General features: G+C 55.6%; 14 protein-coding genes. All 14 read left to right on the top strand.

The genetic code is table 11. From position 1 onward, the window contains the following. Window positions 1–65 precede the first annotated feature (65 nt). The 14 genes from NHM04_RS10645 (at window position 66) to NHM04_RS10580 (ending at window position 13,669) form a co-directional block, all read left to right on the top strand. On the top strand, window positions 66–569 hold the full coding sequence (locus tag NHM04_RS10645) for an AraC family transcriptional regulator (RefSeq protein ID WP_254263775.1): 504 nt from the start codon (window positions 66–68) through the stop codon (window positions 567–569). Further along, complete coding sequence (locus NHM04_RS10640; RefSeq protein WP_254263774.1) at window positions 557–2,497, top strand: hypothetical protein; 1,941 nt, start codon at window positions 557–559, stop codon at window positions 2,495–2,497. Before NHM04_RS10645 ends, NHM04_RS10640 begins: the two co-directional genes overlap by 13 nt. Continuing rightward, window positions 2,494–5,475, top strand: coding sequence for a tetratricopeptide repeat protein (locus tag NHM04_RS10635; RefSeq protein WP_254263773.1), 2,982 nt, complete (start codon window positions 2,494–2,496; stop codon window positions 5,473–5,475). The genes NHM04_RS10640 and NHM04_RS10635 overlap by 4 nt, the downstream gene beginning before the upstream one ends. After that, on the top strand, window positions 5,462–6,163 hold the full coding sequence (locus tag NHM04_RS10630; RefSeq protein WP_254263772.1) for a tetratricopeptide repeat protein: 702 nt from the start codon (window positions 5,462–5,464) through the stop codon (window positions 6,161–6,163). The genes NHM04_RS10635 and NHM04_RS10630 overlap by 14 nt, the downstream gene beginning before the upstream one ends. Then, window positions 6,160–6,501 (top strand): hypothetical protein, encoded by a 342-nt coding sequence (locus tag NHM04_RS10625; RefSeq protein WP_254263771.1) that lies wholly within the window; start codon window positions 6,160–6,162, stop codon window positions 6,499–6,501. Before NHM04_RS10630 ends, NHM04_RS10625 begins: the two co-directional genes overlap by 4 nt. 65 nt (window positions 6,502–6,566) lie before the next feature. Then, the gene (locus NHM04_RS10620; protein WP_020211009.1) at window positions 6,567–7,247 is read left to right on the top strand and encodes a MotA/TolQ/ExbB proton channel family protein; all 681 of its coding nucleotides are present in this window, start codon (window positions 6,567–6,569) and stop codon (window positions 7,245–7,247) included. Window positions 7,248–7,256: 9 nt separating this feature from the next. Continuing rightward, window positions 7,257–7,829 (top strand): biopolymer transporter ExbD, encoded by a 573-nt coding sequence (locus tag NHM04_RS10615; RefSeq protein WP_254263770.1) that lies wholly within the window; start codon window positions 7,257–7,259, stop codon window positions 7,827–7,829. Further along, window positions 7,826–8,347, top strand: coding sequence for a biopolymer transporter ExbD (locus NHM04_RS10610; RefSeq protein WP_254263769.1), 522 nt, complete (start codon window positions 7,826–7,828; stop codon window positions 8,345–8,347). Before NHM04_RS10615 ends, NHM04_RS10610 begins: the two co-directional genes overlap by 4 nt. Then, on the top strand, window positions 8,347–9,324 hold the full coding sequence (locus NHM04_RS10605) for an AgmX/PglI C-terminal domain-containing protein (protein ID WP_254263768.1): 978 nt from the start codon (window positions 8,347–8,349) through the stop codon (window positions 9,322–9,324). Before NHM04_RS10610 ends, NHM04_RS10605 begins: the two co-directional genes overlap by 1 nt. Window positions 9,325–9,956: 632 nt before the next feature. Then, entirely contained in the window at window positions 9,957–10,205 is a 249-nt protein-coding gene (locus tag NHM04_RS10600; protein WP_254263767.1) for a CopG family ribbon-helix-helix protein, read from the top strand. Further along, complete coding sequence (locus tag NHM04_RS10595; RefSeq protein WP_254263766.1) at window positions 10,186–10,476, top strand: type II toxin-antitoxin system RelE/ParE family toxin; 291 nt, start codon at window positions 10,186–10,188, stop codon at window positions 10,474–10,476. Before NHM04_RS10600 ends, NHM04_RS10595 begins: the two co-directional genes overlap by 20 nt. 772 nt (window positions 10,477–11,248) lie before the next feature. After that, the gene (locus NHM04_RS10590; RefSeq protein WP_254263765.1) at window positions 11,249–12,196 is read left to right on the top strand and encodes a hypothetical protein; all 948 of its coding nucleotides are present in this window, start codon (window positions 11,249–11,251) and stop codon (window positions 12,194–12,196) included. Window positions 12,197–12,289: 93 nt separating this feature from the next. Then, window positions 12,290–12,850 carry a non-canonical purine NTP pyrophosphatase gene (locus tag NHM04_RS10585; RefSeq protein WP_254263764.1) on the top strand — a complete coding sequence of 187 codons (561 nt, stop codon included), beginning with the start codon at window positions 12,290–12,292 and terminating at the stop codon, window positions 12,848–12,850. Further along, the gene (locus tag NHM04_RS10580; protein ID WP_254263763.1) at window positions 12,851–13,669 is read left to right on the top strand and encodes an SIR2 family protein; all 819 of its coding nucleotides are present in this window, start codon (window positions 12,851–12,853) and stop codon (window positions 13,667–13,669) included. Window positions 13,670–13,682: the final 13 nt, after the last annotated feature.

The following is a 13,682-nucleotide window of genomic DNA, read 5'->3' as shown; positions in this document are numbered from 1 at the left end:
CTACAATAGGGCAAGATCGTGCGGGCCATAACCACAGAATAAGGCTCGCCTCATAGGAAGACACCATGATTCGAATTCTCTTACTGCTGGCGCTTTGCTTGGGGGCGGCGCCAGCTTTCGCGCAGGCCAGCGCAGACGATGCCGAGGCGCTGAAGCAGAGCGCGCTTAATCTCAATCGCGATTTGCTGATTCTTGAAGAAGAGTTGCTCTACCCGCCCAACAGCCAGGTGGCGGTGTATCTCAGCATGGATGTGGCCGAGTACTTCGCCCTGGATGCGGTGAAACTCAAAATCGACGACACCTTTGTCGCCGCCGAGCTCTATACCGAAAAACAGGTCGATGCCCTGATTCGCGGCGGTATCCAAAAGCTGTATATCGGTAACGTCAAAAGCGGCAGTCACGAAATCAGCGCCTTTTTTACCGGCATTGGCCCGCAGGGCCAGCCCTACAAGCGCGCTGCCGCCATCACCATTGATAAATCCACAGCGCCCGTGGTGCTGGAGTTAAAAATTGTCGACTCCACCGCCAAGCTGCAACCGGTGTTTGAAATCAAACAATGGGAGCTGTAAGCCACAGCCTGTGCCTGGCATTAGTGATGTGCCTCAGCAGTGTTGCGAGCGCTGCAGAAACCCCCGGTGCCAGCGACAAGCACAGCGCGGCGCAAAACCTGGACTACGGCGAGGGCCTGTACCACTACTACCAGGGCGACTACGCCGAGGCGCTCTCGACCCTTGAGCTTGCCCGCCAGCAGGGCGGCATCAGCGGCCATGGGCACTACCCAGAATTAATGCGCGCCGGTATGTACCTGGCCTTCGGCATGACCGACAAAGCCCGCGCCGAATTCGCCGCCCACTTAGGCCAGGGCGAAGCCCCCGAGGTACGCGATACCGCGCATTTCTTTCTCGCGCGGCTCAGCTATCAGGCGGGCGACTACCCCGCAGCGGCGAATCATCTACAGGCGTTAGAAGGCGCTTTGCCCGCGTCACTGCAAGACGAAGCGGCGCTGCTCGCGGTGCATTTACAAATTCAATCCAGCGGCGCGCCCAGCTTAAACAGCGCCCAGAGCTTGCTCGAACCCCTAGGCGATAACCTGTATCTGGCGCTGCTTAACTTGGGCAATAGCGCGGCCCGCGCAGGCGATCCCATTCGCGCGCAAAGCTATTACAACGCCATGCTCGAGGCCGAGCCGCCCGAGGATAACAACCGGGTAGAAGAGTACCTCGCGGTGCGCGACAAAACCTATACCGCCCTCGGCTACAGCTACTTGGGCCAGCGCGATTACGCCTCGGCCAAGGCCGCATTTCGCGAGGTACGGCTGGATAACGCCCTGGCCAATCGCGCCCTGCTGGGCTATGGCTGGGCCGCCGCCAGCTACCACGACTATGTACTGGCGCTAAAGCCCTGGCAGGCGCTGCGCCAGCGTTCACTGCTGGACCCGGCGGTGCAGGAATCCTTACTCGCCGTGCCCTGGGCCTACGAGCAAATTGATGCCACCGGCGCCGCCCTGGGTGCCTACCGCGAGTCGGAGCAGCTGCTTAACACCGAGCTTGCGAATCTCGATACCGCCATCAGCGCCATGAGCCGCGAGGCGTTGCTGGCGCAATTAACCGGCGATGCGCCGCACCCCAGTCTTAGCAGCGCCCCGGGCGCACAAAAACAAAACTGGCTCACGCTGGATAGCGTAAGCGTGATGAGCAGCGATTTAACCTATCTGGATGGGCTGTTAATCAGCGACGAATTTCAAGCTCAGGTGCAAAACCTGCGGGACTTACTCGGCTTGGCGGATAAGCTCGATCATTGGAGCCACAAGCTCGCCATTTACAGTCAACTGCTGGAGGAAAAACGCAGCCGCCGCGCCGCCCGCGCCCAGCAGGTGGCCGACAGCGGCCTGCTGCAACAGCCCGCCGAACTGATGCAAGAGCGCGATCAACTGGCCAATACCCTGGCCAATGTGCGCCAGCAGCGTGATGCTTTGGCCCTGGCCGAAGGCGACACCGCGGCTTTGTATCAGCGTTTACAAAACGCCGAAACCGCCCTGCAGCGGCTGGCGGCCAGTGGCCGCGCCCCAGCGGATGCCGCTGCTAAGCTCGAGCTCTATCGCGGTATTTTAAGTTGGCGCGCCGAGCAGAACTTCGCCCACAACACCTGGCAGATTCAAAAGCGTTTGCATCAGATTGATACCACACTCGAACAGTCACAAACCCGTGCAGCAAGTATTGAGCAATTGCTGGCAGAAGACCCGGATATCGACGCCGATCTCGCCCGTTTGGCGCAAGTAAGCCAGCAAAACAGCCAGCAGCTGGCCGGGTTGCGCAGCGCCATCAACGCCCGCGCCGAGGCCTTAGCCACTACGTTAACCGAGCATTTACAGGGGCACCGCGCCCGCCTTAACGACTATCTGGCGCAAACGCGCCTCAGTATCGCGCGCCTGCTGGACGATGCCTATCGCGCCGATACCCCCACAGACGGCCCGCAACTGCCTGAGGTGGCGCAATGAATTGGCATCGCGCGCCGTCCTCGTTCATCTTGCCGTTGGCGCTATTGCTGGTGTTGTCGGCCTGCGGCCATAACCCGGTAGAGGACAGCCGCACCCTGGCAGACCTGCCCGAGCCCGTCATCCCTAGGCACGACGAAGGTGTGGCCGCTGAAAATCTGGAGCAGATAGAGGCCCAATACCGCGCCGCCCTGCTGGTGGCCACCGACCCCGAAGTGCGCCACCACATTCAGGTGCGCCTGGCGGATTTGGAAATGGCCCGCAGCGAACAGGCCCAGCAAGAGGCTCGCACGTTAACCGCCTTTTTCGCCGAGCCCATCAGTCACTATCAAGCGCTGGTAGCCACCTACGAGGCAGACCCGGCGCAATCGGTGGCGAGCGCGCCGGATGCCCTTTACTACAAACTCGCCAAAGCCTACGCACTGGACGGTCGCGACCGCGAAGCCGCCGCCACTCTGGACGAGCTGGCGCAGCGCTTTCCCGAGTCCCCCTACATTCACGAGGCGCAGTTCCGCCGCGCCGAGCGCGCCTTTGCCGCAGGCGATTACGAACTGGCCGAGGCCCTGTACCTTGAAGTTGCCACCAGCCCCACCAGCGCCTTTGCCGATAATGCCCTGTACATGCAGGGCTGGGCCGCTTACAAGCAATCGCGCTACAGCGATGCGCTGGGTCAGTTTACCCAGCTGTTGGACGACGCCTTTGCAGGCGCGGTACTGCCCTCGCAAGTGGCCACGGCGATGTCGCGTATGGACCCCAATCAGCGCAATCTGGTAGACGACACCCTGCGGGTGCTCAGCTTTACCTACGCCAACCTCGACGGCGCCCAGTCTATTGCCGAACAGCAGCAAGACATCGGCGCCCGGCCCTATCAATACTTGCTCTACCAGCAGCTGGGCGAGCTGTACCTGAGCCAAGAGCGCTACCTGGACAGCGCCGATACCTACGCCCGCTTTGTCAGCAATAACCCCAGTGCAGACATCGCGCCCGACTTTTCCATTCGCGAAATTGAGGTGTATCAGGCGGGCGGCTTTCCCTCCCTGGTGCTGCCCGCCAAGCGCGCTTACGTGAATCACTATGGTATTTACAGCAACTACTGGCAGGCCCGCGCCGGTATTGCCACCCCCGCCACCGGTCTGGCGGCGCGGCAGGTGGTGCGCAGCAACCGGCCGCGCAATATGAGTGCGCAGGCTTTGGGTAAGCTCAAGCTGTATCTGGAAGAGCTGGCGCGCCACAACCATGCCGAAGCGCAGCGCCTGGCCAAAGCGCAAGACGATGCCGATGCCCTGGCCCCATCCCGCGCGGATGTGCGCCGTGCCTACGCCGATGCCGCCGAGCTGTACGAAGAATTTCTGCTCACTTTCCCGCTGGATGAACGCGCCGGCGAGGTCAACTTCCTGATGGCCGAGGCCTACAACGAAAGCGGCCGCACCATCGCGGCGCTGGGCGCCTACGAAACCGTGGCGTTTGAGCGCATAGACCCAACCTATGGCGCCGATGCCGGCTACAGCGCGGTACTGCTGAGCCAAAACCTGATTGAGCGCTCGAAGGCGGGCGAAAACCTGCCCACCGATTCGCTGACCGATGAGCCGGTGCAGAGCAAACTGTGGCAGTGGCAAGAGCGCAAAATCGACAACGCCATTAAATTTGCCGACACCTACCCACAGGATGAGCGCGCCATTGCGGTATTAACCCAGGCCGCCCCCGAGCTGATGTACCAGGGCGAGCTGGCGCGCGCCTCGCAGGTGGCGCGGCGGGTGATTACCTGGCAGCCCGCCCCAGAGGGCGACTTGCTCTACACCGCCTGGCTGACCCTGGGGCATTCAGAGTTTGAACAACAGCTTTACCCCGAGGCCGAGGCCGCCTACTGGCAGGCGCTGGAGCTACACGCCAACTACGGCCAAAAGCCCGGCTCGCCCACCGCCGCCGAGCTGCGCGAGCGCATTGCCGCCAGTATTTACCAGCAGGCGCAGTTAGCCCTGGCCAGTGGCGATAACGCCACCGCTATTAACCAGCTGCTGCGCATTCACACCGAGCTGCCGGGCACCAGCATTGCCGCCACCGCCTTGTTCGATGCCGGGCACACCGCGCAAATGGCCGGTGACTATGCCCAGGCGCAACAGCTCTTAAGCGAGTTTAAAACCGCCTATCCCAACCACGAACTGAGCGCCCGCCTGCCCGCCAAACTGATTGTGATTCACGAGGCGCAGGGCAACTGGGCCGCCGCCGCTACGCTGCTGAGTGCCCAGGCCAGCGCCAACGCCGGCACCGAGCTGGGCCGCCAGTCGCTGCTAAGCGCCGCCGAGTACTACGACAAAGAAGGCGACTGGGAGCAGGCCCGCGACCACTACCGCGACTACGCCCACAATTACGCCGAACCCGTCAGCGAGCGGCTGGAGGTAGAGCTGCGCCTGTCCGAGCTTTACAACGAGGTGGGCGATAGCGAAAGCCGGGATTTTTGGCTGGCGCGCATTGTTAAAACCGCGCAGCAAAATCCCACCGAGCGCAGTCGCTATTTGGGCGCGCAGGCGGCGACCACGCTGGCCGAAGCGCCCTACCACCGGTTTAAAAATATCGCCCTCACTCTGCCTATCAAACAGAGCCTGGGGCAAAAGCGCAGCGCGCTGGATGCGGCCCTGGCCGCGCAACAGCGGGTGCTGGATTTTAAAGTGGCGGACTTTACCACCCGCGCGAATTTCTTTATCGGCGAAATTTACACCTCGCTGGCGCGCGATTTAATGGACTCCGAACGGCCCGCCAACCTCAACGCGCTGGAGTTGGAGCAATACGATATTCTGCTGGAAGAACAGACCTACCCCTTTGAAGAAAAAGCCATCGACTTACACGAAGCCAATGCCCAGCGCAGCTGGCAGGGGCTTTACGACGACTGGGTCGCGGCCAGCATTCAGTCGCTGGCAAAGTTACTGCCCGCGCGCTACGGCAAACAGGAACAAATCGTGGAGGTGGCCCGTGAGATTCGCTAAGCCACTGCTGGGGTTATGGGGTGTGTTGCTGCTGAGCGCCTGCGCCAGCTCCCCCGAGCAGCCTAATGATGCCGCCACCGCCGAGGCGGACATGGCCGAGGCGGAAGCCAGCGAGCCGGCCTTTAACGCCGCGCTACCGCCGGGCCCTGTTACCATTAATCCTTACCTGCAAAGCCCCGCACCCAAGGTAAGCGCCAACATACAAAGCGATTTTGCCACCGCCCAACAGCAAATGACGCAACAGCGCTGGAGCGATGCGCGCCACACTTTACAGGCGCTGGTGGTACAGGCGCCCGAGTTATCCGGCCCCTGGCTTAACCTCGGTATTGTCTGGGTACAGCTGAATGAGCCGGGTCAGGCCCGCGCCGCCTTTGACCGCGCCCTGGCCGCCAACCCGCTGAATGTGGATGCCTACAACCATTTGGCGGCGCTAGAGCGGCGCGAAGGCAATTTTGCCGAGGCGCAAAAGCTGTACGAGCAGGCACTGGCGGTGTGGCCGCACTCAATCGCCAGCCACAAAAACCTGGGCATTTTGCAAGATATTTACACCGGCGACTGGCCCCAGGCGCTGCTGCACTATCAGGCCGCCCAGTACCTGACCGAGCAAACCCAGGGCGCGCCGGATACGCAGCTGGCGGGTTGGATTATCGACTTACAGCGGCGCATGGCCGCACAGGGGGTGCAGTGAAACCCTTAGTTTTAAACTCAGCAGTGTTAATCGCCGCGCTGTTATTGCCGCTGGCGGCACAAGCGCAGGATGAGCGCCTGGAAAGTACCATCACCGGTAATCAGGAGCAGCCCCAGGTGCTGTACATTGTGCCCTGGCAAACGCCCGACAGCCCCACGCTTAAGTACGATGTGGTACGCGATCAGTCCGCCGCTGTATTTGAGCATTTAGAGCGCTCTGAGCTTCACCGCGAGTTAAACCTGCTGGATCAGATTGAGCCGGCATCGCAAGCGAGCGATAAAAATGAGACACAGGTAACAGAAACGCCGCAACCTACATCAACCGAGACAGACAACTGAGGCATAATGCGCCGGTATTTTGGGGGACGCCCAGCGGCGCAGAGCAACACACAAGGTAAATAACTATGGATTTTTTCTCCACAATCGTGCGCTTTTTCCAAAACGGTGGGCCTTTTATGTACCCCATCGCGCTGGTGCTGATTATCGGCCTGGTGATTGCGGTAGAACGCTATCTGGTGCTCAGCGCCGCGCGCCGCGCCAACAGCCAGGCGTTTAACCGGGTGATGCCGCTGCTGAAAAAACGCGACTATCAGGGCGTAGTGCAACTGGGCCGCTCAGACGATGCCCCCATCGCTCGCATCGTAGCCGCCGGGGTGGCGCGCATGGGCCAGTCGGGCAATCGCGACGACATCGAACTGGCCATGGAAGAGGGCGTATTAGAGGCCATGCCGCGGCTTGAGAAACGCACGCCTTACTTAGCGACTTTGGCGAATATCGCCACCCTTTTAGGGCTTTTAGGTACCATTATCGGCCTGATTGCCGCGTTTACCGCCGTGGCCGAGGCCGACCCCGCCGAGAAAGCCACCTTGCTCTCTAACAGTATTTCGGTGGCCATGAACACCACCGCCTTCGGTCTTATTTCCGCCATTCCGCTGCTGCTGTTTCACGCCATGCTGCAAACCAAAACCACCGAGCTTGTAGACTCGCTGGAAATGACCGGGGTGAAGTGCCTTAACCTTCTGACCGGCAGCGCCCAGCCCAAAGCGGCCGCCGCCAGTCAGCCCGCTCCCAGAGCCGGGGTGTAAGGCTGGCCCATGCGCTTTAGAAGACGGCGCCACAACGAGGAAGCCGAGCTCAACATCACCTCCTTTATGAATCTGATGATCGTATTGGTGCCGGTGCTGTTGCTGAGCATGGTGTTCTCGCGCATTACCGTGCTGGAGCTCAACCTGCCGGATTCCGTCTCGGCCAGCAGCGCCGAAGACTCCGAGGATATGGACTTTCTGGAAGTGGTTCTCTACCCGGATTACCTGGGTATTAATCACCCGGCGGGCAACCGCGCGTTTTCCGTCTGCCCGCACATCGATGGCGACATGGCCGGTACTCACAACTACGCCGAGCTGACCGAGGCGCTCAAGCAAATCAAAATCCGCCTCGAAGACGAATACCAGATCGAGAAAAACGACATTGTCCTCTTGGCCCAGCCAGACACGGATTACCAAACCATTGTCAGTACCATGGATGCGGTGCGCTCGTTTAAAGCCGTGGTGGCCGCCAACGTGGTGGATGCCTCGCTGTTTCCGCAAATCTCTCTGGGCGATGCCCCCGACAATGACCCGCTGCGCGATCAAGTGCCCTGCGACACGGTGAGCGGAGGTGCGCCATGAAACAATCACTGCGCGCCAAGCGCATGGCCAAGCACCATCGCCGCAACCAGAAGGTACCCAAGCTGAACCTGGTATCGCTGATGGATATTTTCACCATCCTGGTGTTCTTTTTGTTGGTCAACTCGTCTGACGTTGAGGTACTGACCAACGACAAATCCATCAAGCTGCCAGCCTCTATCGCCGACACAGTGCCCGAAACCACCTTGGTGGTCATGGTAAACGACGAGAACATTCTGGTGGGCGGCCGCCCGGTAACCGACATTGCCAGCATTGGCGAAGACCCGGAAATCGAGCCCCTGCTAGCCGAGCTGGAATACCGCGCCTCGCGCCGCAACATCACCCCCGAGCAACAGGCCAAGGGCCTGCCCATCACAATTATGGGCGACAAAGCCATTCCCTATACCCTGCTCAAACAGGTTATGAATACCTGCGCCCAGGCGGGCTACCGCGATATCGCTTTAGCGGTTAACAAAACCGCCGACAAACGCGGCGAAGCGCTTGAGGGGGCCGTGCAGTAATGGCTCGCAGGCAGACACCAGAATGGCAATCGCCCTTTGCCCGCAGCGCGGCCGACGACTCGCGCTTTGGCAAAATCCTGATCGGCGCCGTGGCCGTATTTGCCATCGCCGGGGTGGTGGTGCCGCTTATTCAACTGCCGGAAATTGAACGCGCCGAAAAAGAAGAGCTGCCGCCGCAACTGGCGCGGGTACTGTTAGAAAAACAGGAAATCGAGCCGCCCCCACCGCCGCCTGAACCAGAGCCCGAGCCAGAACCGGAAGAAGAACCCGAGCCCGAAGAGCCGCCGGAGCCGGAAGAGGTGCCCGAACCGGAGCCGGAACCCGAACCGGAAGAACAACCCGAGCCAGAGCCCATCACCGAAGTGGATAAAGCGCGGGAAAAAGCCAAAACCACCGGCGTACTGCAGTTTCAAGACGCCCTGGCGGATATGCGCGAGGCCATCGATACCAAAGCCGTTGCCAGCGAAAACATAACCCGTGGCCAGGCCGAAGCCGAACGCGCCCAGCGCGATTTAATTACTAGTAATGCTGAAGCCGACAGCGGCGGTATCAACACTGCAGCGCTTTCCACCGACACCGGTGGTGTCGCCCTGTCGGGCCGCGAAACCACGCAGGTAGAAAGCCCGCTGGGCGGTGAAGATGCCGTGGCCTCAGCCGCGCCCGCCAAAAGCCGCGCTGCATCCGAGCGCACCGACGAAGAAATTCGCCAAATCATGAGCCAACACGCCAGCGCGCTGGATCGCTACTACCGCCGCGCCCTGCGCAGCAACCCCGCGCTGCAGGGCAAGGTGGTGTTAAAACTGGTGATTAATCCCGACGGTACCTTGGCGGATGTCAGCATCGTCAGCTCTGGCCTGAACGATCCGGATTTGGAGGCGAAGGTTTTGGCGCGGGTTAAGTTGATTACCTTCCCGGCGCGTAGTGATGTGGTTGTTACTACACGGAATTATACTTTGAATTTTTTGCCGCAACTGTAAGGTTTGTAGGCCCGTGTCGCCGGGCGTTGCGAGTTACTTTTTAGGTGTAAAAAGTAACCAAAAACCCTTCCCCGGAGATCCCGCCCTACGGGTACCCTCACTCCAGCCTGTTTTTGCGGGCCGCATCGACAGGCCGTCCCTGGCCTGACGATGCTTGTGCGCACGTCCTGTGCGCGTACCCCCAAAAACAGACTTCCGTTCGGCGGGCTCTACGGGGGCCGAAAGCGGCACTTCGTAGTTGAATTTAGAATCAAGCCCTTGCCTTTATGTCGGTTGAAATTAATTTATTTGGCTTTTTTCAGGGGTATAAGCGTGGAGCCAATTGGGGTTTTCGCCCGTTTACAGCTGAGCCGAGCGGAGGCCGATTTTAGGGGTTGAGCGCTCTGGACGAGCGCGAAAGGTCTAAGCGCACATGGACGTGCGGTTTAGACCGACCGCTAAAATTGGCCGGAGGGAGGGGACCCCGAAGGGGCCAGATGTTGGGCGAGGTTTTTGGTTACTTTTTGCCGAAAAAAGTAACTCGCAACGCCCGGCGACACGGGCATACAAAACTCATCAGCCAAAGTACAAATAATATACAGCTCCAACCCCCTCAGATATACTAAGAACCTTTTAGAACCTCGGAGAACCTCATGTCTCTTAAAGCAACGTCGGTAAGGCTGGACGATGAAACCCTCGCCCGAATCGGGCAGATGGCAGACGCTATGGACAGGCCGCGTGCCTGGTTAATGGCCGAGGCGATTAAACAGTATATCGCCCGCGAGGAATGGTTTATCCGCGAGGTGGAGCAAGGCGTAGCCGCCGCCGATGCCAACCGCCTGATCGACCATGCGGATTTAAAAGCCCGCTGGGAGGCAAAGCGTGCCGCTAAAGTGGACTGATCTGGCGGCGCAGGATTTAGAAATAATAGAGCAGTATATCGCCGAAGACAGCGACCCGAGTATTGCAATAGATGTCGTGCTGTCCATTATTAACACCGCCGAGCTGATCCTGTCCCAGCACCCTCGTGCGGGTCGGCAGGGCCGAGTTAGAAATACCCGAGAACTCGTCATTGACGGTTTGCCCTTTGTGGTTATTTATCGTGAAGGGGGTAGTGGGGTGGAGGTGCTTAGAACTTTGCATTGTTCGCAGCAGTGGCCGGGGAATGGGTAACTCTCATAATTTTTAATTGGATTGCCCGGGCGGGCTGGTTTGTATGCCCGTGTCGCCGGGCGTTGCGAGGTACTTTTGGTCTTGGCCAAAAGTACCCAAAAGCCGCGCTCCAACATCTGGCCCTGCGGGTACCCTCATTCCAATCGATTTTAGCGGGCTGTATCGATAGGCCGTCCATGGCCTAACGATACTTGCGCAAACTTCCTGTTCGCTTACCCGCTAAAACCGATTTCCATTCGGCCTAGATGTAAAGGGGGCAAAAAGCGGTACTTCGTAGTAAGGCCACGTACTTCGGATCGTCAAAAGGCAAAGTCCTTGCTGAAGTGTCTAACGTCAGACATCAGACAGCAACCCGTTGCAAAAGGGGTTAGCCCATGGCACTATTTTCCTCATCAAAATATACGTTTATTTATTGTCACGCAGCACAACTATAAAACAGTGGCGTAGCCAGGAGGCTGGGAATAGGACAGGGCAGTATCTAGAAATTGACGCATGCCCTTCATTTATATTCCCCTTTTGCTTGTTGTTCAGGAAAGCCGCTTGAGCGGCCTGCTAGAAATAACGAATAGAGGGTAACAGGCCCCTGCAGTTTCTTGCATGTTCATATGTAGACATGTCTACATATAGGAATACATGATCAGATATACACATAATGTCTATATCTGATCATGCTTATGAATTAGCTGTTAGCTTTCAGATTGAGAAGTAGATGAAGAAAACTAGGAAGTATCTTTCAGAATATAGCGTACATATTTGTAGCTCAAAGTGGATTATGATGCCATCAGATCAGATCCAATCTGATGCAACAATGGATGAGGAGACAGAAAACGTTTCGAAATCCTGTCATATCTATTTAATTTGCAGGAGGCCATCCACGTACTTCCTCAAAGATACAATGAAGTATGATGGCGAAATTTTAGAAGTTGATGTTGCCTACAAAATTGATGGGAAGGAAGAAAACTTTGGCTATAAAGGTAAGTTCCCATTATTAGATGGTGCAGTTAGTCTTGCTGTAAGTGATTACCCTTACAGGGAAATCATTACATATGATAAAGATGGGAGAGAAGTAAGGCGCTTACCCGCAAATTTAATATCAATAAATCAGGATTGGGATAGCCCGCTGAAGCAATTAGAAGTCCTTTACGTTGGGCAGGCATTTGGAAATGGTTCAAGGTCCGCTCATGAAAGGCTTAAAAGCCACTCAACATTGCAAAAAATACTTGCCGATAGCCATCACAAATATCCTGACGGTGAAATATCAGTATTGATGGTAAAGTTTGAGCCATGCCAACTACTTATAACCATGGATGGTAGATCAGGCGTAAAGAATGACAATAAAGTAGAAAATAATCGATTTCGTAGTATTCAAGAAAACCCTCTAACGGAAAAGCAACAAATAGATCTCGTTGAAGCCGCGCTAATTAGATATTTTCAACCGCTCTACAATGATAAGTTCAAAATTAAATTCCCTTCTCCAAAAGTAAAAGTTTTGAGGAAGTGCTACGAACTTGACTTCTCTGGTCTTGTGGTGGAAATAAATACGGAAGAACTAAGATTTCGCCTCTATTCAGACTCCAGAGCGCGCAGTCATTATCATATCTGTAATGTTGATATAGTGGATGAGAAAAGTAGAGCTGGATTTTTTTATGTAACCTTAGGTGCTGGAAACATGGTTAAAGTGAGTGATTGTATTGAGCCTAGCTCTTATCGAAAAAGCTAACAAGCGCAATCACTCGGATCAAATCTCCGCTGCGCTCCAATTTGCCCGGTGTTGTGGGCGTTAGAGTCCTTACATCGTACAAGGAAAATAGAGTTGCTAGAAATAAGATTTCTGTCTGGAAATAAATTCAAGATCAAAGAAGCCTCACTTATTCTTAAAGGTGCTGGGGTTTCTGTTGTTCCGGTTAAAGCAAAAGTCGAAGAGCTGCAAACTGAGGACACATCGCGGCTAGTAAAAGATAAAGCGCTTAAGGCTTTTGAGAAAATTGGGCGTCCACTATTTGTAGAACACACTGGTTTATATATTGATTACATGAACGGGCTCCCAGGCGGTCTTACTCAAATATTTTGGGACACATTACAAGCAGATAAATTTACGCAACTCTTCGGTAAAGGTGGTGAGAATACTTTGGTGGCAAAGACCGTAATAGGGTTTGTTGATGGAAAGAGATTCCACTTGTTTGAGGGCTGTGTGAAAGGCTATGTCCCAACTGAACCCATTGGCAACCGAGACTTTCAATGGGATTGCGTCTTCGTTCCAGAGGGTGAATCAAAGACTTTCGCCGAGCTTGGAGAGAGAAAGAATGAAATATCCATGAGAAAAAAAGCGCTGGATCAATTCGCCTCGTTTCTGAAAATTAGGGGCCACGTATAAATGCATGAGTTAGCTGAGGCAATTCGAAATAAGAAAGCAGTGCTTTTTGCCGGCGCAGGATTATCAATGAATCTTGGACTGCCGTCTTTTAATTCTCTGATTGGCAAGTTGGCAGAAGAGTTAGAATTTGATTCAGAGCTTTTCCGTATGTCGGGTGACTACCTGACGCTCGCTGAGTACTACTATCAAGTCAAAGGAAAGCTTGGCCCATTGAGAAGCTGGATGGATACTACTTGGCACTCTGGTGATGTAAATATTTCTGAATCCCTTATTCACAAGGCAATTGTAGATCTTGAATTATCAGCGATCTATACAACAAACTATGACAGATGGATCGAAAGGTCCTTTGATTATTGGAAAGTACCTTATAGCAAAATTGCTAATGTTTCTGATATAGCATCGGCGAAAGAGGATCAGACTCAAATAATAAAATTTCATGGAGATTTTGACGACGATGAGTCTATTGTTCTCACGGAATCTAGTTACTTCGAAAGAATGAACTTTGAATCTCCGCTAGATATAAAGCTAAGGAGCGATGTTCTAGGTAAGACTGTCTTGTTTTTAGGATACAGCTTGTCTGATATCAATATCCGCTATCTTCTTTTTAGGTTACAGAAGCAGTGGGAGAAAGAAGGTTGCGATAAAACAAGACCAAAGTCGTATATCTTTTTAGCTCGTCCAAATGTGGTCCAGGAAGAAATACTTCGCGCTAGAGGGGTGGTGCCGATAGTTGCTGAAACTGATAATCCAAAAGAGTCATTACAAAAATTCCTTGTGGAGTTATTACAAGAAGCCTACGGCAAGAGGCTGGAGCCTTAAATTCACCACAACA

This window comes from Gilvimarinus sp. DA14, assembly GCF_024204685.1.
Classification (GTDB): Bacteria; Pseudomonadota; Gammaproteobacteria; order Pseudomonadales; family Cellvibrionaceae; genus Gilvimarinus.
This window is presented reverse-complemented; position numbering and strand designations above follow the sequence as displayed.